At 60.4% G+C, this 21948-nt stretch carries 25 protein-coding genes; 7 read left to right on the top strand and 18 right to left on the bottom strand.

Features of this window, described 5'->3' with window-relative positions:
* Positions 1-2: 2 nt before the first annotated feature.
* The 3 genes from mreD to AC1RTP_RS25135 are packed head-to-tail and all read right to left on the bottom strand — an operon-like array spanning position 3 to position 2568.
* Positions 3-515, bottom strand: coding sequence for a rod shape-determining protein MreD (gene mreD / locus AC1RTP_RS25145; protein WP_498611377.1), 513 nt, complete (start codon positions 513-515; stop codon positions 3-5).
* Positions 512-1477 carry a rod shape-determining protein MreC gene (mreC, locus tag AC1RTP_RS25140; RefSeq protein WP_498611376.1) on the bottom strand — a complete coding sequence of 322 codons (966 nt, stop codon included), beginning with the start codon at positions 1475-1477 and terminating at the stop codon, positions 512-514. Before mreC ends, mreD begins: the two co-directional genes overlap by 4 nt.
* 47 nt (positions 1478-1524) lie before the next feature.
* Positions 1525-2568, bottom strand: coding sequence for a rod shape-determining protein (locus AC1RTP_RS25135; protein WP_028102363.1), 1044 nt, complete (start codon positions 2566-2568; stop codon positions 1525-1527).
* Positions 2569-2808: 240 nt separating this feature from the next.
* On the opposite strand from AC1RTP_RS25135, the gene gatC reads away from it, so the two are divergent.
* From gatC to gatB, 3 genes are all read left to right on the top strand, one after another.
* Positions 2809-3108, top strand: a complete 300-nt coding sequence (gene gatC / locus AC1RTP_RS25130) for an Asp-tRNA(Asn)/Glu-tRNA(Gln) amidotransferase subunit GatC (RefSeq protein ID WP_498611375.1) — start codon at positions 2809-2811, stop codon at positions 3106-3108.
* Between the two features lie 13 nt (positions 3109-3121).
* Positions 3122-4597 (top strand): Asp-tRNA(Asn)/Glu-tRNA(Gln) amidotransferase subunit GatA, encoded by a 1476-nt coding sequence (gene gatA, locus AC1RTP_RS25125; RefSeq protein ID WP_498611374.1) that lies wholly within the window; start codon positions 3122-3124, stop codon positions 4595-4597.
* A 97-nt stretch (positions 4598-4694) separates the two neighbouring features.
* Entirely contained in the window at positions 4695-6173 is a 1479-nt protein-coding gene (gene gatB, locus AC1RTP_RS25120) for an Asp-tRNA(Asn)/Glu-tRNA(Gln) amidotransferase subunit GatB (protein ID WP_498611373.1), read from the top strand.
* A gap of 67 nt (positions 6174-6240) precedes the next feature.
* Here gatB and AC1RTP_RS25115 read toward each other — a convergent pair whose 3' ends face one another.
* The 3 genes from AC1RTP_RS25115 to pyrE all read right to left on the bottom strand — a co-directional run bounded on the left by AC1RTP_RS25115 (position 6241) and on the right by pyrE (position 8250).
* Complete coding sequence (locus AC1RTP_RS25115) at positions 6241-7143, bottom strand: alpha/beta fold hydrolase (RefSeq protein ID WP_498611372.1); 903 nt, start codon at positions 7141-7143, stop codon at positions 6241-6243.
* A gap of 4 nt (positions 7144-7147) precedes the next feature.
* Entirely contained in the window at positions 7148-7522 is a 375-nt protein-coding gene (locus AC1RTP_RS25110; RefSeq protein ID WP_498611371.1) for a hypothetical protein, read from the bottom strand.
* Positions 7523-7593: 71 nt separating this feature from the next.
* Positions 7594-8250, bottom strand: coding sequence for an orotate phosphoribosyltransferase (pyrE, locus tag AC1RTP_RS25105; protein ID WP_498611370.1), 657 nt, complete (start codon positions 8248-8250; stop codon positions 7594-7596).
* A 48-nt stretch (positions 8251-8298) separates the two neighbouring features.
* On the opposite strand from pyrE, the gene AC1RTP_RS25100 reads away from it, so the two are divergent.
* From AC1RTP_RS25100 to AC1RTP_RS25090, 3 genes are read left to right on the top strand one after another with little or no spacing between them, the layout of a single operon-like run.
* The gene (locus AC1RTP_RS25100) at positions 8299-9069 is read left to right on the top strand and encodes an exodeoxyribonuclease III (RefSeq protein ID WP_498611369.1); all 771 of its coding nucleotides are present in this window, start codon (positions 8299-8301) and stop codon (positions 9067-9069) included.
* A gap of 5 nt (positions 9070-9074) precedes the next feature.
* A complete protein-coding gene (locus AC1RTP_RS25095; RefSeq protein ID WP_498611368.1) occupies positions 9075-9476 on the top strand; it encodes a hypothetical protein in 402 nt (133 codons plus the stop codon).
* Between the two features lie 3 nt (positions 9477-9479).
* The gene (locus AC1RTP_RS25090; RefSeq protein ID WP_498611367.1) at positions 9480-10169 is read left to right on the top strand and encodes a hypothetical protein; all 690 of its coding nucleotides are present in this window, start codon (positions 9480-9482) and stop codon (positions 10167-10169) included.
* A gap of 1 nt (position 10170) precedes the next feature.
* On the opposite strand, the gene AC1RTP_RS25085 is transcribed toward AC1RTP_RS25090, so the two are convergent.
* The 12 genes from AC1RTP_RS25085 to AC1RTP_RS25030 form a co-directional block, all read right to left on the bottom strand.
* On the bottom strand, positions 10171-11079 hold the full coding sequence (locus tag AC1RTP_RS25085; RefSeq protein ID WP_498611366.1) for a pseudouridine synthase: 909 nt from the start codon (positions 11077-11079) through the stop codon (positions 10171-10173).
* 1 nt (position 11080) lies between these two features.
* On the bottom strand, positions 11081-11971 hold the full coding sequence (locus tag AC1RTP_RS25080) for a M48 family metallopeptidase (RefSeq protein ID WP_498611365.1): 891 nt from the start codon (positions 11969-11971) through the stop codon (positions 11081-11083).
* Between the two features lie 23 nt (positions 11972-11994).
* Positions 11995-12606, bottom strand: coding sequence for a methionine biosynthesis protein MetW (gene metW, locus AC1RTP_RS25075; RefSeq protein WP_498611364.1), 612 nt, complete (start codon positions 12604-12606; stop codon positions 11995-11997).
* Positions 12603-13760 carry a homoserine O-succinyltransferase MetX gene (metX, locus tag AC1RTP_RS25070; protein ID WP_498611363.1) on the bottom strand — a complete coding sequence of 386 codons (1158 nt, stop codon included), beginning with the start codon at positions 13758-13760 and terminating at the stop codon, positions 12603-12605. Before metX ends, metW begins: the two co-directional genes overlap by 4 nt.
* A gap of 30 nt (positions 13761-13790) precedes the next feature.
* Positions 13791-15539, bottom strand: a complete 1749-nt coding sequence (gene ptsP / locus AC1RTP_RS25065; RefSeq protein ID WP_498611439.1) for a phosphoenolpyruvate--protein phosphotransferase — start codon at positions 15537-15539, stop codon at positions 13791-13793.
* Between the two features lie 18 nt (positions 15540-15557).
* Positions 15558-15827: an HPr family phosphocarrier protein gene (locus AC1RTP_RS25060; RefSeq protein ID WP_498611362.1), complete on the bottom strand. Its 270-nt coding sequence runs from the start codon at positions 15825-15827 to the stop codon at positions 15558-15560.
* Between the two features lie 13 nt (positions 15828-15840).
* The gene (locus tag AC1RTP_RS25055; RefSeq protein ID WP_498611361.1) at positions 15841-16242 is read right to left on the bottom strand and encodes a PTS sugar transporter subunit IIA; all 402 of its coding nucleotides are present in this window, start codon (positions 16240-16242) and stop codon (positions 15841-15843) included.
* 2 nt (positions 16243-16244) lie between these two features.
* On the bottom strand, positions 16245-17195 hold the full coding sequence (gene gshB / locus AC1RTP_RS25050) for a glutathione synthase (protein ID WP_498611360.1): 951 nt from the start codon (positions 17193-17195) through the stop codon (positions 16245-16247).
* Positions 17196-17283: 88 nt separating this feature from the next.
* On the bottom strand, positions 17284-18582 hold the full coding sequence (gene gshA / locus AC1RTP_RS25045) for a glutamate--cysteine ligase (protein WP_498611359.1): 1299 nt from the start codon (positions 18580-18582) through the stop codon (positions 17284-17286).
* Positions 18583-18757: 175 nt separating this feature from the next.
* Positions 18758-20302 (bottom strand): ammonium transporter, encoded by a 1545-nt coding sequence (locus AC1RTP_RS25040; RefSeq protein ID WP_498611438.1) that lies wholly within the window; start codon positions 20300-20302, stop codon positions 18758-18760.
* 23 nt (positions 20303-20325) lie between these two features.
* Positions 20326-20664: a P-II family nitrogen regulator gene (locus tag AC1RTP_RS25035; protein WP_028102386.1), complete on the bottom strand. Its 339-nt coding sequence runs from the start codon at positions 20662-20664 to the stop codon at positions 20326-20328.
* Between the two features lie 12 nt (positions 20665-20676).
* Positions 20677-21435 carry a TorF family putative porin gene (locus AC1RTP_RS25030; RefSeq protein ID WP_498611358.1) on the bottom strand — a complete coding sequence of 253 codons (759 nt, stop codon included), beginning with the start codon at positions 21433-21435 and terminating at the stop codon, positions 20677-20679.
* 203 nt (positions 21436-21638) lie between these two features.
* Between AC1RTP_RS25030 and AC1RTP_RS25025 the strand changes: the two genes are divergently transcribed.
* Positions 21639-21881, top strand: coding sequence for an accessory factor UbiK family protein (locus AC1RTP_RS25025; protein WP_155455213.1), 243 nt, complete (start codon positions 21639-21641; stop codon positions 21879-21881).
* Positions 21882-21948: the final 67 nt, after the last annotated feature.

Genomic DNA, 21948 nt, shown 5'->3' with positions numbered 1-21948 from the left:
GCTCAGATCGGGCGGGTGTGGTCTTTATCGACCGCGCGGCGTTGCGGCGCCAGCAGCAACATGGTGGCCAATGGCCACAGCAAGGCCGCAACCACGCTTTCGACAAAGAAGAACCAGCCGGGGAATTTGCTGGAGACGATGAAGCGCACCAGCATCTGTACGGTTTGCGCCAGCAGCAGCAGCGGCAGCACCTGCACGATTTGCGTCGTCACCTTGAACCACAGGATCCGGCGGTGCAGCATGATGGCGAAGTAAGACAGTAAAGTGTAGGCCAGCGCATTCTCGCCGAGCAGCGAAGCGTCGTGCACGTCCATCAGCAGGCCAAGACAGAAGGCGGTGCCGATGCCGACCTTGCGCGGCTGGTGAACGCCCCAGAACACCAGCCCGAGCGCCACGAAGTCCGGCGCCGCGATAAAGCGGCCCCACGGCAGCATATTAAGAAGCACGGCGCATAGCATGCTGAACGCGATGAACAGCGGGCTGACCGGCAGCAGGATGTATTGTGGACGATTCATCGGGTCGCCTCCTTCGTTGCCGGAGCTGCAGGAGCAGGTGCCGGCGCCGCCGGTGCAGCGGCTTCCGCCTTCGCTTTCTTCTTGCCTGGTTTGGCGACCGGCTCCTCCACAGGAGGACGCGGCGGCATTTCCGGCAACGACATCAGGATCAGCAGCGCGGTATTGCGCTGAATGCCCGCCAGCGGCGCGCATACCACGTGGCCGAATGCGCCGGCGGCATTGCTCTCCACCTGCACAACGCGCGCCACAGCCAGGCCGGCCGGATACACGCCATCGATGCCGGAGGTAATCAGGATATCGCCCACCACCACGTCGGCTGTCGGCTCCATGAAGCGCAGGTCCAGGTTGCCGGACTGGCCGCGTCCAATCGCCACCGAACGCAGGCCGTTGCGCAGCACCTGCACCGGGATCGCTTGCTCCTTATCGGTCAGCAGCGTCACTTCGGACGTGAACGGGAACACACGCGTCACCTGTCCCACCACGCCCTGGTTATCGATGACCGGCAAACCAGTCGTCACACCATTCTGGGTACCGCGGTTCAGCACAACCTTGCGCGTGAATACATCGCGCGCTTCATAAAGGATTTCAGCAAGCTGCGACTTGCCCGGAACCCGCTGCTGCGCATCGAGCAGCTTGCGCAACTGGTTGTTCTCGGTCTGGTAGAGCTGCGCCTGCTGCAAGGCTTGCGAGGCGGCGATCTGCTGTTGCTGCAGCACGCTGACCTGCTTCTCCAGTTTCGACAGCGTGGAGAAATAGTCGCCCATGCCGTACATCGCATCGCGCGGCAACAGTGCGATCTTCTGCAGGGGATAAAGGACAAAGCCGACGCCCTGCCGGACTGCCGTCAGCGCATTTACGCGCGAATCGGCCAGTAGCAGCGCAATCGAAATGCACGCGAACACCATCATCTTGAAACGGGCGGACGCGCCTTGCTTGAACAGTGGCGGTGGACTGTATTCCATGTCTTAGAATTAATAAGGGCAGCTTGCGCTGCCCTTTTTACACATTCTTACTCGTAGGAGAAGATGGACCCCAGCTGGTCCATGCGCTCCAGCGCCAGGCCGGAGCCGCGCACCACGCAGGTCAGTGGGTCTTCTGCCACCAGCACCGGCAGGCCGGTTTCTTCCATCAGCAGGCGGTCCAGGTCGCGCAGCAGTGCACCGCCGCCGGTCAGCATCATGCCTTTTTCGGCGATGTCTGCACCCAGTTCCGGCGGGGTCTGTTCCAGCGCGTTCTTCACGGCGGAAACGATGTTGTTCAGCGGGTCGGTCAGCGCTTCCAGGATCTCGTTGGACGAGATGGTGAAGGAGCGCGGGATGCCTTCCGACAGGTTGCGGCCCTTGACTTCCATTTCCTTGACTTCGGAGCCAGGGAAGGCGGAACCGATGGCCTTCTTGATCGCTTCAGCGGTCTGTTCGCCGATCAGCATGCCGTAGTTGCGGCGGATGTAGTTGACGATCGCTTCGTCGAACTTGTCGCCGCCCACGCGCACGGAGCCCTTGTACACCATGCCGCCCAGCGAGATGATGCCCACCTCGGTAGTGCCGCCGCCGATGTCGACCACCATGGAGCCGGTCGCGTCGGACACTGGCAGGCCGGCGCCGATCGCCGCTGCCATTGGTTCTTCAATCAGGTACACCTGCGATGCACCGGCGCCCAGCGCCGATTCACGGATCGCACGGCGTTCCACCTGGGTCGAGCCGCAAGGTACGCAAATGATGATGCGCGGCGACGGCCGGAAGAATTTGGAGTCGTGCACCATGCGGATGAACTGCTTCAGCATCTGCTCGGTGACGGTGAAGTCGGCGATCACGCCGTCTTTCATCGGGCGGATCGCCTCGATGTTGCCAGGTACTTTACCCAGCATCTGTTTAGCTTCTTTACCAACGGCCTGGATGGTTTTCTTGCCGTTTGGGCCACCTTCCTGGCGGATCGCCACAACCGAAGGCTCGTCCAGCACGATGCCGGAACCGCGTACATAAATCAGGGTGTTCGCCGTACCCAGGTCGATAGCCAGGTCAGACGAAATATAGCGACGTAAAAAACCAAACATGAGTGTCCTGTGGCGCGTTGCCGCGCAAAATTCGTTATTTAAGGTATCCGGTCAAATGCGGCCGTGCGGGTAGTCAGCACCAGCAGCGCATTAACCCGCGATTGTACCTTATAATCTGTAGGTTATTTGCCTTAAATCCACTCTATTGTGCGCGCATGCAACCGTTGATTTATGCGGTGTTAGCCGCGATTTAACTGGTGATAGGCAATCAATCCAATAAATTATATTTTTGACAATTCCATGTCCCTGACACTGAACGACGTTAATCGCATCGCCAAACTGGCCCAGTTGGAGATGGACGAAGCCCATTCCGCCAATATGCTGGACAAATTGAATGGCATTTTCGCGCTGGCCGAGCAGATGCAGGCCGTTGACACCGAGGGCGTTGCCCCGCTGTCCCACCCGCTGGCAAACGCCATGCAGGTCGCATTGCGCCTGCGCGAAGACGTGGCAACCGAGCCGAATCGCCGCGAGGATTACCAGCAAGTGGCGCCAAAGACAGAAGATGGCCTGTATCTGGTGCCAAAAGTGATCGAATAAGCGAGAACAGAGAATGCATACCAAAACAATTAAAGAGCTGTCCGAGCTCCTGCAAAAAAAGGAAGTCAGCGCCGTCCAACTGGCGACCCACTTCCTGGACCGTATTGAAAAAAGCGACCTGAATGCCTTCCTGCACGTGGACCGCGCCCTGACGCTGGCCCAGGCCGAAGAAGCCGACAAGCGCATCGCCAACGGCACCGCCACTCCGCTGACCGGCGTGCCGATTGCGCACAAGGACATTTTCGTGACCAAGGGCTGGCGCTCGACCGCCGGCTCGAAAATGCTGGCCAACTACACCAGCCCATTCGACGCCACCGTGGTGCAGAAAATGCTGGACGCCGGCATGGTCAACCTGGGCAAGCTGAATTGCGACGAATTCGCCATGGGTTCCTCGAATGAGAACTCGGCCTTTGGCGCCGTGAAAAACCCTTGGGACAAAGCTGCCGTTCCTGGCGGCTCTTCCGGCGGCTCCGCTGCTGCTGTCGCTGCGCGCCTGGCGCCAGGCGTGACCGGCACCGACACCGGCGGTTCGATCCGCCAGCCTGCCGCGTTCTGCGGCATCACCGGCATCAAGCCAACCTACGGCCGCGCTTCGCGCTTCGGCATGATCGCCTTCGCCTCTTCGCTGGACCAGGCAGGCCCGATGGCGCAAACCGCGGAAGACTGCGCGCTGCTGCTGTCCGCCATGACCGGCTTCGACGAACGCGATTCGACCAGCTTGACCGTTGAACAGGGCAACGCCCCTGAAGACTTCACCCGCGACCTGGACAAGCCGCTGACCGGCCTGCGCATCGGCGTGCCGAAAGAGTACTTCGGCGAAGGCCTGGCTGCCGACGTTGAAAAAGCCGTGCGCGCCGCGCTGGCCAAGTTCGTGGAACTGGGCGCAACCCTGGTCGACATCTCGCTGCCGAACACCGCGCTGTCGATCCCGGCCTACTACATGATCGCTCCGGCGGAAGCCTCGTCCAACCTGTCGCGCTTTGACGGCGTGCGCTACGGCCACCGCGCCGAGGGCTACAAGGACCTGCAGGACATGTACAAGAAGAGCCGCGCCGAAGGCTTCGGTCCGGAAGTACAGCGCCGCATCATGGTCGGCACCTACATCCTGTGCCACGGCTACTACGACGCCTATTACCTGAAAGCGCAGAAGATCCGCCGCAAGATCACCCAGGACTTCGCCAATGTGCTGGGCAGCCAGTGCGACGTGATCATGGGCCCTGTCGCCCCAACCGTGGCCTGGGACCTGGGCTCGAAGGCGGACGATCCGGTAGCGAACTACCTGGCCGACATCTTCACCCTGTCCACCAGCCTGGCCGGCTTGCCTGGCATGTCCATCCCTTGTGGTTTCGGCGAAGGCGAAAAGAACGCCAAGCGCCCGGTCGGCCTGCAAATCATCGGCAACTACTTCGCAGAAGCGAAGCTGCTGAATGTTGCCCACCAGTTCCAGCAAGCGACGGACTGGCACAAACGCAGCCCTTCGGGAATCTAATTACGGGCAGGTCCGCAAATGTCCACCTTGGGGTCAGGAACCCAAGTGGACAGAGAACTACCCTGTCCACTTGGGCTCCTGACCCCAAGGTGGACATTTGCTAAGTGAGAAAAATATGGAATGGGAAGTCGTTATCGGTATTGAGAACCACGTACAGCTCACTACCGAATCCAAAATTTTCAGCGGCTCGCCGACCAAGTTCGGCGCCGAACCAAACACCCAGGCCAGTCCGGTTGACCTGGCGCTGCCGGGCGTGCTGCCTGTGATGAACAAGCAAGCGGTCGAACGCGCCATTCGCTTCGGCCTGGCCGTGGGCGCGAAAGTCGCCCCTCAGTCGATCTTCGCCCGCAAGAACTACTTCTACCCTGACCTGCCAAAGGGCTACCAGATCTCGCAGTTCGAAGATCCGGTGGTACAAGGCGGCAAGCTGACTTTCGGCTTCGAGAAAGACGGCGAATTCGTCACCCGCACCGTGAACCTGACCCGCGCCCACCTCGAGGAAGACGCAGGCAAATCGCTGCACGAGGACTACCACGGCATGTCGGGCATTGACCTGAACCGCGCCGGCACCCCGCTGCTGGAAATCGTCTCTGAGCCGGAAATCCGCTCCGCGGCCGAAGCCGTGGCTTACTGCAAGGCCCTGCACGGCCTGGTGATGTGGCTGGGTATCTGCGACGGCAATATGCAGGAAGGCTCCTTCCGCTGCGACATCAACGTGTCCGTACGCCCGAAAGGCCAGACCGAATTCGGCACCCGCTGCGAGATCAAAAACCTGAACTCCTTCCGCTTCATCGAAGAAGCCGTGCACGTTGAAGTCGCGCGCCAGATCGAGCTGATCGAAGACGGCGGCAAGGTTGTGCAAGCGACCCGCCTGTACGATCCGGACAAGAAGGTCACCCGCGAAATGCGCTCCAAGGAAGACGCGCAGGATTACCGCTACTTCCCTGACCCGGACCTGCCGCCGCTGACCATCGGCGCCGACTGGATCGAGCGTGTGAAAGCATCCATGCCGGAACTGCCGGCCGTGATGCGCTCGCGCTTCGTGGAAGAGTACAAGCTGCCTGAATACGATTCGCTGGTGCTGACCGCATCCAAAGGCATGGCCACCTACTTCGAAGCCGTGGTTGCTGCAGCCGGCAAAGAAAACGCGAAGGTTGCCGCTAATTGGCTGATGGGCGATGTGTCATCGACCCTGAACCGCGAAGGCGTTGAAATCACCGACGCGCCAGTGCTGCCTGCGCAGCTGGCCGGCATGCTGAAGCGCATCGCCGACGGCACGATCTCCAACAAGATCGCGAAGGAAGTGTTCGGCGCAATGTGGGAAGCAAAGTCGGAAGACCCGAACCTGGTCGATGTGATCATCGAGCAGAAAGGCCTGAAGCAGATTTCCGATACCGGCGCACTGGAGGCGATTGTCAACGAAGTTATTGCCAACAACGAGAAGTCGGTTGAACAGTACCGTGCCGGCAAGGAAGCGGCGATCAATGCGCTGATCGGCCAGGCGATGAAAGCCTCGAAAGGCAAGGCGAATCCGGCGCAGCTGACCGAGCTACTGAAGAAGAAGCTGGCTTCCTAAACCCGGTAAACCTGGGTCAGACCCGCAGGGTCAGACCCCGTCTGCGGCGCGGCCCCGGACCGGAAGATCATACAGGGTCAGACACTTGTGTCTGACCCCGGCTTACCGGGTTTGCAAGGTGAGCGCACATCCACCGCAGGATATCCGCATAGATCTCCTCCCGATTCACCTCATTGAAATTCTCGTGATAATTCTCATGCTGCACATGGCACTCCAGCAGCTTAGGATCAACCATCGCCAGCAGATCCAGCGTCGCCTTCGGATCCGCCAACTTATCATTCCCCGCAACAACCGCATATAACGGCCATCGCCAGGTCGGCATCACCGACGCCAACCCCTTCTGCGCCCCCTGCAACGCCACACCAAACCGCACCGTGCACTCGCTCGCCCGCACATTGTCCGCCTCATCGCGATGATGTCGCGCCGTGATCTCAGGATCGCGCGTCAGCACATCGGTCAGCGACGCCAACGGCACCTTCATAGTCGGCAGCAGCGCCGCCAGGACGCCGGACATCTTCTCCAGCACCGCCGGCACCTTGACCGCATTCACGTAATACGGCGAAGACAGCACAAAGCCCTTCACCAGCGGATCACGCTCCAGCACCTCAAGCCCAAAGCGCGTGGCAATCAGCGCCCCCATCGAGTGCCCCATGATGAACACCGGCACACCCGGGAAGTGTTGCTTGACCCAATGCAGGAACAGCCCCACTTCCTCGACAAAGATCGCGAAGTCCGGAATATCGACCCGGCGCGCATTCTCATGCCCGCACAAGTCAAATGCCACGGTGGCAAAGCGGTGCTGCTTGAAATACAGCGCCGGCGTCACATAATCGCCCGCATGCGCCATGCCGCCATGGATCGCCAATATCACACCAGCCGGCGCTTGCAGCGGCTCCCAGATATGGATTTTACGTTCGGCGCCGTTGCGGCCCTTGAAAGTGGCGAAGCGGTCTTCAGAAAATCGGTTCATGCGGTCAGGAAGAAATGCTCAGCGCAATACCCATCTCCAGCAACAGCGAGAGATCGGCCAGCGTGAAATCGAGAGTGGATGCGCCCTGTGCAGGCGCGGCGGGAACAAAGGCAAGGCGCAAGTCCGCCTGGATCGGCGCGACATCGAAGGTGATGCCGCGCGCCTGGCATTCGTGCAGGTAGGCGCGCACCTGGCGCATCAAAGCGTCCGGATCCGGGTTTGTGCCCAGCGTGACGTAGAAGCCGTGGTCAAGGCGGGTGCGGCCGGTCGGGCTGGTGTCGCCCTTCTTCCAGTCGTTTTCAGGCTCGCTGGGGAGCCCGTCCCGCACATCCGCCACGGCGGCTTCGTCGCCGTACACCTTGAGCGTTGCGATGTTCATTACTTTCCTCGTTCCAATGTTGTAAGGAAGTAATCGCAGTCTAGCACAACGCCCACGGGGCGCCAGCCGCTTTAGACGACGCCGTAGCGCGAGCGGTAGGCGGAAACAGCGTCCTTGTACTGCGCCAGCGAAGGGTCGGCCGACAGGTAGGTGAACAGGTCGGCCAGGTTGCCGATCGAGATCACTGGAATGCCGTAGTTCTTGCTCACCTCCTGCACTGCCGACAGCTCGGACATCTGGCCATCCTTGCCGCCGCGCTCCATGCGGTCCAGGGCGATCAGAACTGCGCAAGGCTCGGCGCCGGCGTTGCGGATCATTTCAACGGATTCGCGCACCGAAGTGCCGGCCGAGATCACATCGTCAATAATGACAACTTTGCCAGTCAGCTTGGCGCCCACCAGGGTGCCGCCTTCGCCGTGGTCCTTGGCTTCCTTGCGGTTATAGGCGAAGGAAGTGTTGCGGCCTTTGCCGGCCAGTGCCATCGAAGTCGCCGATGCCAGGGTAATACCCTTGTAAGCCGGGCCAAACAGCATGTCGAATTCAACACCGGAATCCAGCAGGGTCTGGGCGTAGAAGTCCGCCAGCTTGGCCAAAGTCGCGCCGTCGTGGAACAGGCCCGCATTGAAGAAATAGGGCGACTGGCGCCCTGCTTTGGTCGTAAACTCGCCGAATTTCAGCACTCCCGCCTGTACGGAAAACGCGATAAACTCTTGCCTCAAATTGCTCATAGTGCACCCATCCTTGTTCAAAGTGCCGATATTTTAACCGGAACACCTATGCCAAAAATCATTTCCGCAAACCTGAACGGAATCCGCTCCGCCTCCAAGAAGGGCTTCTTCAACTGGATGGCCACTATCGACGCCGATATCATCTGCGTACAGGAACTGAAGGCGCAGGCGCCGGACATGACCGAAGAATTCCTCAATCCGCACGGCTACCACGGCCACTTCCACTACGCCGAGAAGAAAGGCTACTCCGGCACCGGCATCTATAGCAAGGCCGCACCGGACCGCGTGGAAATCGGCTTCGGCAGCCCTGAATTCGACGCCGAAGGCCGCTACGTGCGCGCCGACTTCGGCAACCTGACCGTGATTTCGGTCTACTGCCCTTCCGGTTCCTCCTCCGAAGAACGCCAGCTGGCCAAGTTCCGTTTCATGGAACTGTTCCTGCCCCACCTGCAGCAGCTGCGCGCCGAAGGCCGCGAATTCGTCATCTGCGGCGACTGGAACATCGCCCACAAAGAAATCGACCTGAAAAACTGGAAGGGCAACCTGAAAAACTCCGGCTTCCTGCCGGAAGAACGGGCCTGGATGACCAAGCTGTTCGACGAAGTCGGCTACGTCGACGTGCACCGCGGCCTCGACCCGCGCCCGGAACAGTACACCTGGTGGTCCAACCGCGGCCAGGCTTACGCGAAGAACGTGGGCTGGCGTATCGACTACCACGTCGCCACCCCGGGCATCGCCTCCAAGGCGCACACCGTGTCGGTTTACAAAGATGAGAAATTCTCCGACCATGCCCCACTGATCATCGAATACCACGCATAAAAATCATGAAATCAGTCCTTGTCCTATTCCTGCTGACCATCAAGAGCAGCTTTATCAACGACGAAGAGTCGGAAGCCACCGACGAACAGTTCGACACGATCCAGTTCGTGCAGACTGAAAAAGGCACCTGGCGCTTCAAGACCTTCGCCGAGGACGAGGACGTTCACCTGTGGAGCATCGAGGCCGACGGCGACCTGGTCGAACTGGCGATCGAGACCACCAACCGCCATTACGGCGACGTAATCGACGAAGCCTTCATCATCGAGAGCGAAGACGGCGTGGAAGGCCTGCGCCGCGAATTGAAGAAGCAAGGCTTGAGCGACAACCTGCAGATTTCCCCGAAAGGCCCGCTGTTCTGGGCCCCACCGGGCTCCAGCTACAGCCCTAAATCCGCTCCGGCCCACTAAGCCATGCGCCTGGCCTGCTTCGCCTTTGCAACGCTTGCCGGCCTGTCGGCATGCGTCGGCAGCTCCGTGCATTACACCTACAGTAACGCCAAGGTAAATGATCTCGAGATCCGCATCGTGAGTTCTCCTGCCGGTGCTTCATTCGATCTCGCCGGCGCCTCCCCCGCTGCAGTCAAGATCAACGCATACACCATGCATTGGCGGGAAGAGCAGGCAGCCAGTGCCCGCGATTGCCGTTCGAACGGCGATCCGGGATGGCAAAGCACGCTGACCGCAAAGCAGGTCATTGGACGCTACCTGATCGTCACCGACGAGATGGGGAAAAATGTCTGCGGTGGGGCTCTCGATAATTCGCATCTTTATACCCAGGTATTCGATCTTGATTCGGGCGACAAAGCCGGCACATGCGGCTGGCTGGCCGATGGCTGCAAAGGCCTCGACAACTATGGCGAAGCGAAGAGCCCTCTCGGCGAAATGATCAAGGAACTCGCGCCGGCTTCACCGGGGTGCCAAATCCTTTCGACCATGTACGGCGTCCAGGGACCTTATCCCACAGCCGATGGACTCGTCTTCGCCACGCTTCACAGCAACAAGGATTGCAATGCCAACGTGACGGTCAGTTACGACACGATCACTCCATTCCTTTCAGCGGAAGGCAAGAAGGCGGTATCCGGCTTGAAAGGCCAGCGCTAACTCAAAGCGTTTGCCTGCTTTCGAAGTAGCGCCATTCGCCCGTCAGCGGGTCTGGGAAGCCGATCGTCTTGGCCAGCAGCTTAAGGGGCGATGAGACATCGTTCTCCTTGCAGGGCAAGGCGACGGGATAGAAGACATCATTTACGATCGGGATGCCGAGCGATGACAGGTGCACGCGCAGCTGGTGCTGGCGGCCGGTGTGCGGCCACAGTCGATAGAGCACTAGCTCGCCGCGCTGCTCGATCACGTCGATCATGGTTTCGGAATTCGGCTCGCCCGGCACTTCCTTCATGGTGAAGAACTTATCGCCCTCCACCATGCGGCTGCGGTAAACGAATGGGAATGTGCGGCCAGGCAGAGGGCCGGCCAACGCCTCATACTCCTTCTGCACCAGGCGTTTCTGGAACAGGGACTGATAATCGCCGCGGCTGGCGGCATTGCAGGAGAAGATTACCAGTCCCGCCGTTTCGCGGTCCAGGCGGTGGATCGGCACCAGGTCTTCGATACCAAGCTTCCGGCGCACCCGCACCAGCAACGTCTCTTTCACGAAGCGTCCGGACGGGATCGTAGGCAGGAAGTGCGGCTTGTCGACGACCACGATATGCTCGTCCTGGAACAAAACCTCTTCTTCAAACGGTATGGGGAATTCGTATTCGAGCTCGCGGTAGTACCAGATGCGAGCGCCGCGCACAAAGCGGGATTCGGGCCGCACCGGAGCGCCCTGCCCGTCCACCACATCGCCGCGCGCCATGCGGTCGCGCCACTGCGCTTCGCTCACGGCGGGATAGTTGGCGGACATGAAGCTGATCATGTCCGGCCAGTCGCCCTCTGGCAGCCACAAATAGCTGGGCGTGACGCCATCGCGCATCGGCAATGGCGGCGCGCTCGCGGCGTGCTTCGGGCGGGACATGTCAGTTGGGCAGCGCGGACGTCTGGTAAGCCGGCAGTTTGTTCACGTCCAGGCCGCGCACGCGGGCGTAGACCGGCAGCACCAGCGGCATATTCTTCTGCATATCCTGAATGCGCGAGTCGCCGCTAGGGTGGGTCGAAAGGAATTCCATCGGCTCCTGCGAATTCACGGCGGCCATCTTCTTCCACAGGACGAGGCCGGCGCGCGGGTCGAAACCTGCGCGGGCTGCCAGGTCAATGCCGACGAGATCGGCCTCGGTCTCATCGCCGCGCGAGAATTTCATTACGGTGAGCTGACCGGCCATATTGGCGCCGGCGTCGGTGAGGCGAGGATCAATACCCAGGTAGGAAGACAGCACGGCGCCACCCAGCTTGCTGGCAATCGACACGGCGGTCGACTGCACCGCGCGCTTGCGGGCATGTTCGCGCAAGGCGTGCGAGATTTCATGGCCCATGACCATGGCCACTTCATCGTCCGTCAGGTTCAGTTTCGTCAGGATGCCGCTGTAGAAAGCAATGCGGCCGCCCGGCATGCAGAAGGCGTTGACCTGGTCGGAATTGAGCAGGTTGACCTCCCATTGCCAGTTGGCGGCGGAAGGGTTCCAGCGTTTCGCATTAGGTACGATGCGCGCTGCGATCGCACGCAGGCGCTTAACCTGCGGGTCGCTGTCTGGCACCAAGGCCTCTTTCTGCTTCGCTTCACTCAGCAGTTGGGAATACTGGAGCTTGGACTGCTGGTCCATCTCCTGTTCGTCCGCAAAGACGCGCAGACGCGACAGCTTGGTGACGGGGATGCCGTCGGCCTTGGGATTCATCGGCGCAGATGCTGGCGCGGCCGTTGCGGCGCCGGCGGCCAGGGCCAGCGCGATCAGTGTGAGCTTGAACTTCTTCATGTTGGCTACGATACCACAACAGATTAACTGCTTTGCTTTTTGCGCAAGCGGAACACGGCCAGGTCGCCACGCAGGTTTGGCAGCACGGACACGGTCTTGCCCTCGGCCAGCGCCACGCATTCGATCACTTCCAGCCCCACTTCTTCCGCCAGTTCCTGGAAGTCGTAGATGGTGGCGCAACGCACGTTCGGCGTGTCGTGCCATTGGTATGGCAGCGACTTGGAGACCGGCATGCGGCCCTTCAGCAGCGCCACGCGGTGCGGCCAGTAGGCGAAATTGGGGAAGGACACGATGGCTTCGCGGCCCACGCGCACGATGTCGCGCAAAAGCGCTTCCACGTGTTTCAGCATCTGCAGCGAGGACAGGCACAGCACCGTGTCGAAGGAGTTATCGCCGAACATGCCCAGGCCATTCTCGAAGTCCTGCTGGATCACGCGCACGCCGCGCTGGGTCGAAGCCAGCACCTGGTCGTCCGCCAGTTCCAGGCCGTAGCCGGAGCAGCGCTTGTCGGTCTGCAGGTAATCCATCATCACGCCATCGCCGCAACCTACGTCGAGCACGTGGGCGCCTTCGCGCACCCAGTGTGCAATGAAGGCCAGGTCGGGACGGGCGCTGCTCAAGTCATCGAAAGTCATGCTGCTTGTTCCTTGTTCGTTTCTTTCCACACTTGCTCGTAGTAGGCGCGCACCATATTCATATAGCGCGAATCTTCAAGCAGGAAGGCGTCGTGGCCATGCGGCGCATCGATCTCGGCGTAAGTCACCTCGCGGCGGTTGGCCAGCAGTGCCTGCACGATCTCGCGGCTGCGCTCCGGCGAGAAGCGCCAGTCCGTTGTGAAGGAAGCGAGGAAGAACTTGGCCTTGGTACCGGCCAGGGTCTTGGTCAGGTCGCCGTCGAATTTACGCGCCGGGTCGAAGTAGTCGAGCGCCTTGGTGATCAACAGGTAGGTGTTGGCGTCGAAGTATTCCGCGAATTTGTCGCCCTGGTAGCGCAGGTAGGATTCGATCTCGAAGTCGATGCCGAAGCCGAATTTGTAGTCGCCGCCGCTGGCCGCGATATCGCGCAGCTTGCGGCCGAATTTCTCCGCCATGTCGTCGTCGGAGAGGTAGGTAATGTGGCCGATCATACGTGCCACTTTCAAGCCGTTCTTCGGCACCGCGCTATGTTCGTAGAAGTCGCCGCCGTGGTAGTCCGGGTCGGTCAGGATGGCCTGACGCGCCACGTCATTGAACGCGATATTCTGCGCCGACAGCTTCGGCGTAGAGGCGATCACGAGGCAGTGGCGCAGGCGCTCCGGGTACATGATGGACCAGGCCAGGGCCTGCATGCCGCCCAGCGAACCGCCCATGACGGCGGCAAACTGCTGGATGCCCAACTGGTCTGCCAGGCGCGCTTGCGCGGCGACCCAGTCTTCCACCGTCACCACCGGGAAGGCGGCGCCGTACTGCTTGCCCGTTTCCGGATTGATGTGCATCGGGCCGGTGGAACCGAAGCAGGAGCCCAGGTTATTCACGCCGATGACGAAGAACTTGTCCGTATCGAGCGGCTTGCCCGGGCCGACCATATTGTCCCACCAGCCCACGTTCTTTGGATTGTCCGCGTAGTAGCCCGCCACGTGGTGCGAGGCATTCAGCGCGTGGCAAACCAGCACCGCATTCGACTTGTCCGCATTCAGCGTGCCATAGGTCTCGTACATCAGCATATAGTCGCGCAGGGACGCTCCGCTCTGTAGCTGAAGGGGTTCCGCAAAGTGCATTGTCTGCGGCGAGACGATTCCAATCGAAGGCATGTGAATCCGGTTGTCAAAAAAAGGTTGGTATTACAGGGCTTGCAGGGCGTTGACGGCGTCGGCGATCGTGTCAGGGTCCATGCCGCGCATGATCTTTCGCATTTGCGGCTTAATCAGCGACAGGTCGCTGTTCAGGATTTCCTGCTTGACCGACAGCAGCTGCGACGGGTGCATCGAGAATTCGCGCAGGCCCATTCCCAGCAGCAAGCGGGTCAGCTTGGCGTCGCCCGCCATTTCGCCGCACACCGCCACTTCGATGCCGGCTTTGTGGCCTGCGGAGATGGTCATGGCGATCAGTTGCAGGATGGCCGGATGCAACGGGTTGTACAGGTGCGCCACTTCATAATCGACGCGGTCGATCGCCAGCGTGTACTGGATCAGGTCATTGGTGCCGATGGACAGGAAATCCATCCTCTTGACGAACATCGGCAGCGCCAGCGCGGCCGCCGGGATCTCGATCATCGCGCCGACCGGCACATCGGGGTCGTACTTCTCGCCCCTTTCCTCGAGCTGCGCCTTGGCGCGCTTGATCATGGCCAGCGACTGGTCGATCTCGAAGGCATGCGCCATCATCGGGATCAGGATGCGCACCTTGCCGTGCACCGAAGCGCGCAGGATGGCGCGCAGCTGGGTCAGGAAAATCTGCGGCTCCGCCAGGCAGTAGCGGATAGCTCGCAAGCCCAGGGCCGGATTGAGCGCGGTGTGCTCCATCTGGTCCAGCGGCTTGTCGGCGCCGATATCGAGGGTGCGGATGGTGACCGGACGGCCTTTCATGGCCACCACGGCCTTGGTGTACTGGTCGTACTGCTCGTCCTCGGTCGGCATGCTGTCGCCGCGGCCCATGAACAGGAATTCAGAACGGAACAGGCCAACGCCGTTGGCGCCCGACTCCATCGCGTGTTCGCAGTCTTCCGGCAGCTCGATGTTCGCCATCAGCTGGATCTGCATGCCATCCTTGGTGATGGCGGGCGTCTTTTTCAGCTTGCCCAGCTTCTTGCGGGCGCGCAGGGCGGCCAGCTGGCGTTCGCGGTACTGCTCCAGCACTTGCGCACTTGGGGTGACGATCACCACACCGGCATCGCCGTCGATGATCACCCAGTCGTCTTGCTGGATCAGGGTCGAGGCCTGCGACATGCCGACAGCCGCCGGAATATCAAGCGAACGCGCCACGATCGCGGTGTGCGAGTTCTGGCCGCCCACATCGGTCACGAAGCCGATGAAGGAGCGGTCGCGGAACTTCAGCATGTCGGCCGGCGAAATATCGTGGGCCACCACGATCATCTGGGCCAGGAATTCATCGCCTTCGAGTTCGCCCTGCTTTGGCAGCAGCTGTTCGCTGCCCATCAGGACTTTCAGCACCCGCTCGGCAACTTGCTGGATGTCGGCCTTGCGCTCGCGCAGGTAAGGGTCTTCGATTTCGTCGAACTGCGCCGACAGCTCGTCGATCTGGGTCAGCAGCGCCCATTCGGCGTTGTAGTGGCGGGCGCGGATAATCTCCAGCGGTGCCTCGGAAATCATCGGGTCGGACAGGATCAGCGCGTGGACGTCGATGAAGGCGCCCAATTCGGTCGGGGCGTCCTTCGGCAACTCATTCCACAGCGTCTGCAGCTCGCGGTGCACGGCGGCCAGCGCCGATTGCAGGCGCCGCACTTCCGCTTCCACGTGCTCCTCGGCGATCAGGTAATGCTTTACATCGAGCGCCGCCGGCGCAAGTATGTGCGCGCGGCCGATCGCGATACCTCGCGAAACCGGAATACCGTGGAGGGAGAACGATGCCATCGGGCTGCCGTCCCGCATTTATTCGCCTTCGCCGAACTTGTCGTTGACCAGTGCGCTCAGGGCGTTGATGCAATCCTGTTCATCGGAGCCGTCCGCTTCCAGCAGGACTTTGGCCCCCTTGCCAGCAGCCAGCATCATCACACCCATAATGGACTTGGCGTTGATGCGGCGACCGTTACGCGACAGCCAGACATCGCTTTGGAATTTGGCTGCCAGTTGGGTGAATTTTGCAGAAGCACGTGCATGCAATCCGAGCTTGTTGATAATTTCAAGTTCTTGCTGAATCATGTTTTAGTTTTGTTTAGTTGACTCGGATACGGTTGTCGACCTTGACCGCGCCGTTCTGCGCGCCGGCCAGGGCCATTTCCACTACGACGTCCAGCGTGTCGGTGCGGTAGGTGATCGCGCGCAGCAGCATCGGAAGACTGATGCCTGCAACTACTTCGACCCGGCCCGCATCGGCAAGCTTGTTACAGCAATTGGCGGGCGTGCCGCCTTTGATATCGGTCATGACCAGCACGCCGGCACCCGAGTCGAGGCGCTTGATGGCGTCACGCGCCAGCTGCTGCACTTCGTTCAGGTCCTGGTCTGCCAGCACATCGATCGCCTCCAGTTTTTCAACCGGGGCCCGGAACACATGCGCTGCGGCGGCCAGGAATGCCTGGCCAAGCGGCGCGTGTGTCATCAATAAAATCCCTACCATGTTTATCCTTGCTTGCCTGCCCGTGCTTCCACTGCGTCGATGAACATGGACGCGACCTGGAAGCCTGTCTGCTGCGTGATCTCCTGGAAGCAGGTCGGGCTGGTGACGTTTACCTCGGTCAGGTAATCGCCGATCACGTCTAATCCTACCAGCAAGAGGCCGCGCGAAGCCAATTCCGGACCAAGGGCCTCGGCAATTTCGCGGTCGCGCTGCGACAGCGGCTGGGCCACGCCGGTACCGCCGGCGGCCAGGTTTCCGCGCACTTCACCGGCTTGCGGGATGCGGGCCAGGCAGAAAGGCACGGGTTTGCCGTCGATCAGCAGGATGCGCTTGTCGCCTTTGACGATGTCCGGGATGTAGCGCTGCGCCATGATGGTGCGGGTGCCAAGCTGGGTCAGGGTCTCGATGATGGAGCCCAGGTTCAGGCCATCGGCTTTCACGCGGAAGATGCCGGCGCCGCCCATGCCGTCCAGCGGCTTGAGGATCACGTCGCCGTGTTCGGCCTGGAAGTCGCGCAGGCGGGTTTCGTCGCTGGTGACCAGGGTCGGCGCGGTGAATTGCGAGAACTGGGCGATCGACAGTTTTTCATTGTGGTCGCGGATGGCGGAAGGCTTGTTGAAGACCTTGGCGCCTTGTTTCTCCGCCAGCTGCAGCAGGTAGGTGCCGTAGACGTATTCCATGTCGAACGGCGGGTCCTTACGCTGGATCACGGCGTCGAAGGCGGACAGGCTGGTGTCTTCCGAAGGCGCTGCCTTGTACCACTCGTCCTTGTCGCCGGTCATCTCGATGCGCGAAATGTGAGCCGTGACCTTGCCTTCCTTGAGCGCCATGTGGCGCTGCTGGAAGGCATATACCTCATGCCCCCGGCGCGCCGCCTCGGCCATCATGGCGAAGGTGGAGTCCTTGTAAATCTTGAAGCTGGACAACGGGTCGGCGAGGAAGGCGATTTTCATGGATTAGTCCAAAAATGTAACACTTGATTCTAGCCGAAACCCGGAAATTCTGGGTCCGACCCTTGGGTCGTACCCAGGTGTACCGGGTTTAATAGACCTCCGGATCCGGGTCAGTGCGCTCCATCTCCAGGGAAGCCGCCAGCAATGCCAGCCGCGCCACCACACCATAGACGTAGAAACGATTCGGCGCCGCAGTCCCCGGCTTCGCCTTCACATCCGGTACCGCATGCTGCTGCGCGAACGCCAGCGGCACAAACTGCGACCCCGGCGCGTTCAGATTCTGGTCCGGCCCCTTCTCGCCATGCACGCGGTAGAACCCACCCACCACATAGCGGTCGATCATATAAACCACCGGCTCCGCAAACGCCTCTTTGATGCTCTCAAAGGTCGGCACGCCCTCCTGGATATTCAGGTCGGTCACCGCCTTGCCATCCTTGATCACCGTCATGCGCTTACGCTGCTCTTCCGACAACTCTTTCAACTCGGCCGCATCGCGGATCGTGATCACGCCCTTGCCATAAGTACCGGCGTCCGGCTTGATGATGACGAACGGCTTCTCCTTGATGCCATATTCCTTGTACTTCTTGCGGATCTTGGCCAGCACCGCATCCACAGAGGCGGCCAGGCTCTCCTGCCCTTCCCCGGTGGTCAGGTCCACCGCGCCGCATTTGGCGTGGAAAGGATTGACCATCCACGGATCAACGCCAATCAGCTTGCCGAACTTCTTCGCCACCTCATCGTAGGCATTGAAGTGGTTGGACTTGCGGCGCAGCGCCCAGCCCGCGTGCAGCGGCGGCAGCAGGCTTTGCTCATGCAGGTTGGTCAGAATATCCGGGATACCTGCCGACAAATCGTTATTCAGCAGGATGGTGCACGGGTCGAAATCCTTCAGCCCCACACGGCGGCCGTTCGGCGAGCGCACCAGGGGTTCCACCACCAGCATATTGCCATCGGGCAGCGCCAGCGGCGTCGGCTGGGTGACGGATGGGTCTAGTGAGCCGAAACGCACGTTCAGGCCGGTCTGTCGGAAAATCTGCATCAGGCGGGCGACGCCCTGGAAGTAAGTCGGGTGGCGCGGCTTGATTTCCGGGATCAGCAGCAGGTTTCGTGCATCTGGGCAATATTTATCAATCGCCGCCATGGCCGCCTGCACCGAAAGGGGGAGCATTTCGTTGGCCAGGTAATGGAAGCCGCCAGGGAACAGGTTGGCATCCACCGGGGCCAGCTTGTAGCCGGCATTGCGCAGGTCCACCGAAGCATAGAACGGCGGCGTATGCTCCTGCCACTCGAGGCGGAACCACCGTTCAATGGCTGGGGTCGCGGCAATGATCTTTTCTTCAAGATCCAGTAACGGACCGGTCAGGGCCGTGACGAGATGGGGAACCATGTGACTTCCTTGCGGGTTGGTATTTGCAGACTCTCCATTTTGGGGCAAAAACGCCATTTAAAAGATACTTTTAAACAAAAAAAGCGCCCCGAAAGGCGCTTCGGGGTCTGGCACCTGACAAGACATGGCGCAGCCATGTTTTGTCAGGTGCCAGACCCCATGGTTTTTTGACAAATTAAGCGTGGTACGCGGACTCGCCGTGGCTGGTGATGTCCAGGCCTTCGCGCTCTTCTTCCTCGGGTACACGCAGGCCGATCACAACGTCAACCAGTTTGTATGCCAGGAAGGCAACGACAGCCGACCACACGATGGTAATGCCCACGGCTTGCATCTGAATCCAGACCTGGCCGCCGATCGAGTAATCTGCGCTTGCCTTGTTGGCAACGTAGTCGAATACGCCCTGGCCGCCCAACGATGGTGCAGCGAACACACCGGTCAGGATGGCGCCCAGGATACCGCCCACGCCGTGCACGCCGAACACGTCCAGCGAGTCATCCGCGCCGATCAGGCGCTTCAGGCCGTTCACACCCCACAGGCAGACGATACCAGCCAGCAGGCCGATCGCCAGTGCGCCCATTGGGCCAACGAAGCCGCAAGCCGGGGTGATCGCCACCAGGCCGGCAACCGCGCCGGACGCGCCGCCCAGCATGGAAGGCTTGCCCTTGAAGACCCACTCGCCGAACACCCACGATACGGTTGCGCAGGCAGTTGCCAGCAGGGTGTTGACGAAGGCCAGCGCAGCGATGTCGCCAGCTTCCAGGGCCGAACCGGCGTTGAAGCCGAACCAGCCCACCCACAGCAGCGATGCGCCGATCATGGTCATGGTCAGCGAGTGCGGAGCCATGGAGTCGCGGCCGTAGCCGACGCGCTTGCCGATCATGATTGCGCCAACCAGGCCGGCGATAGCGGCATTGATGTGCACCACGGTGCCGCCTGCGAAGTCCAGCGCGCCTTTCTGGAAGATCCAGCCCGCTTTGGCGGTTTCGCTGGCCAGGGTGTCGGCGTTGGTGATTGCGTCAGGACCGGTCCAGAACCAGACCATGTGGGCGATAGGCAGGTAGCTGAAGGTGAACCACAGGACCATGAAGGCCAGCACGGCGGAGAAGCGCACGCGCTCGGCAAACGCGCCGACGATCAGGCCGCAGGTAATCGCAGCGAAGGTGCCCTGGAAAGCTACGTAGATGAACTCAGGAATCACTACGCCCTTGCTGAAGGTAGCAGCGGTTGCGAACGCTCCCTTGGCCGGATCGTAAATACCGTTCAGCAGCGAGCGTCCGAAGCCGCCGAAGAAGGCATTACCCTCGGTGAACGCCAGCGAGTAGCCGTACAGGCACCACAGCACAATGATCAGCGCGAAAACGAAAAACACTTGCAGCAGCACGGACAGCATGTTCTTCGAGCGCACCAGGCCGCCGTAGAACAGGGCCAGGCCTGGGATGGTCATCAGGATCACCAGCAGGGTAGCCACGAACATCCAGGCGGTGTCGCCCTTCTGTGGCACAGGTGCGGCGGCCGGAGCGGCAGCGGCAGCTGGGGCAGCGGCAGCGTCGGCAGCAGGTGCAGCTGCGGCAGGAGCCGGCGCAGCCGCAGGCGCAGCAGCCGATGCGGCAGCAGTAGCGGCAGCAGCTGGTGCTTCAGCCGGCTTGGCGTCTTGGGCCAGCACAGGCAGCGCTGCGCTGAAAGCCAACAGGACAGTCACCCCCGCCAGCCATTTCTTCATGGTCTTATGCATCACGTTTCCCCTTACAGTGCTTCGTTGCCGGTCTCGCCGGTACGGATACGAATTACTTGCTCCAGCGACGAGACGAAAATCTTGCCGTCGCCGATCTTGCCGGTGCGGGCTGCATTTTCAATCGCCTCGATAGCCTGGTCGACGATCGCATCGTCAACGGCAGCTTCGATCTTGGTCTTTGGCAGGAAATCGACCACGTATTCCGCACCGCGATACAGCTCGGTGTGGCCTTTCTGGCGTCCGAAGCCTTTAACTTCGGTCACCGTAATACCTTGCACGTTGATCGCCGACAGGGCTTCACGCACCTCGTCGAGCTTGAACGGCTTGATAATGGCGGTAATCATTTTCATACGGTTGCCTCTTTAGAAGGTTTTGGACACGGTCAGCACCAAGCCGCCCTTGCCCAGGTTTTTGCCATTCGGCGCCACGTACGCGTCGCTGGTGGTCTTGATATAAGCCAGGGCTACGGTTGCCACGCCAAAGTCCTTGGTGGCGCCGATTTTGTAGTCGGTATAGCTGAACGCTGGGCTGTTTTTCACCTTCTGGCGGCCTGCGTGCAGGTTCAGGGTGTAGCCTTCGCCCAGGTCCTGGTTGACGGAAGCATCGATATAGGAGCTGTGCTTGCTGTCAGCGAAGCCGAACAGATTGCTCAGGGAGTTCGAGTACTTCAGGGTAGCCGGGCCGTAGCCTACTTGGCCGTAGATTTCGCGGGTATTAGCGCTTGGATGCAGGTCGTTCGACGGGTAGACATAGGCCAGGAAGCCAACGTCGTAGCTGACGCCAGGCACGATCTCGCCGCGCTTGCCGCCATACAGGTCGATTTCCACGCTGGCATCACCGCCGCCATCCTTGACCCATTTGATGGTCGAGCCCCAGACGCCTGCGTAGAAACCGGTTGGATTGTTGACCCAGTCAGCGCCGCCTTGCAGCGCAGGTTTCAGGCGGGTTTGCGAGATACCACGGTAGCGATAGTCGCTGGTCAGGGCCGCGTTATAGCTAATCTCATTGTCAGGCTTCGCCTCAGGCGCAGCATCGGCTGCTTGGGCCAAGCTAGTCCCCATCGATGCGATTGCCAGTGCGACTGCAGCGGTGAGACCCAGCTTCTTGCTCTTATAAATCATGGCGATTTCCTTTTGAGTGAACTTTTATTGCGGTTTAAAATTCAGTCTGAAACAACAGCTTTACTGCTTATTAGCAGATTGCGTGCCAGCCATAATTCGTGCAGGAATTGAACTTAAGACAGCTTTCCGCACCATTACAATCCAAAGCCGCACCGTTGTGGTGCACAAACTCACACACAAACACACATCAGGAAGAAATAACCATGGACATGAACGCCTTCTTCAACGACTTGCAACAGAAGGTCAACCAGGTCATCGAAAATTCGCCGGCCAAAGATATCGAAAAGAACGTCAAAGCCATGATGACCCAGGGCTTCGCCAAGCTGGACCTGGTCACCCGCGAGGAATTCGATATCCAGGCACAAATGCTGGCCAAGGCCCGCGCCAAGCTGGAACTGATGGAATCGCGCCTGGCCGAGCTGGAAGCCAAGCTGGCCGACAAGTGACAATTCGTGTATTTCCTGGCAATTTTCTAGCCTACTCTGTAAGAATCGCCCTAACGTAGCGGGAGAT

This window comes from Pseudoduganella sp. GW821-FHT11H04 (assembly GCF_058807935.1).
Note: the sequence above shows the minus strand (reverse complement) of the source record. Positions and strands in the feature narration are given on the sequence as shown.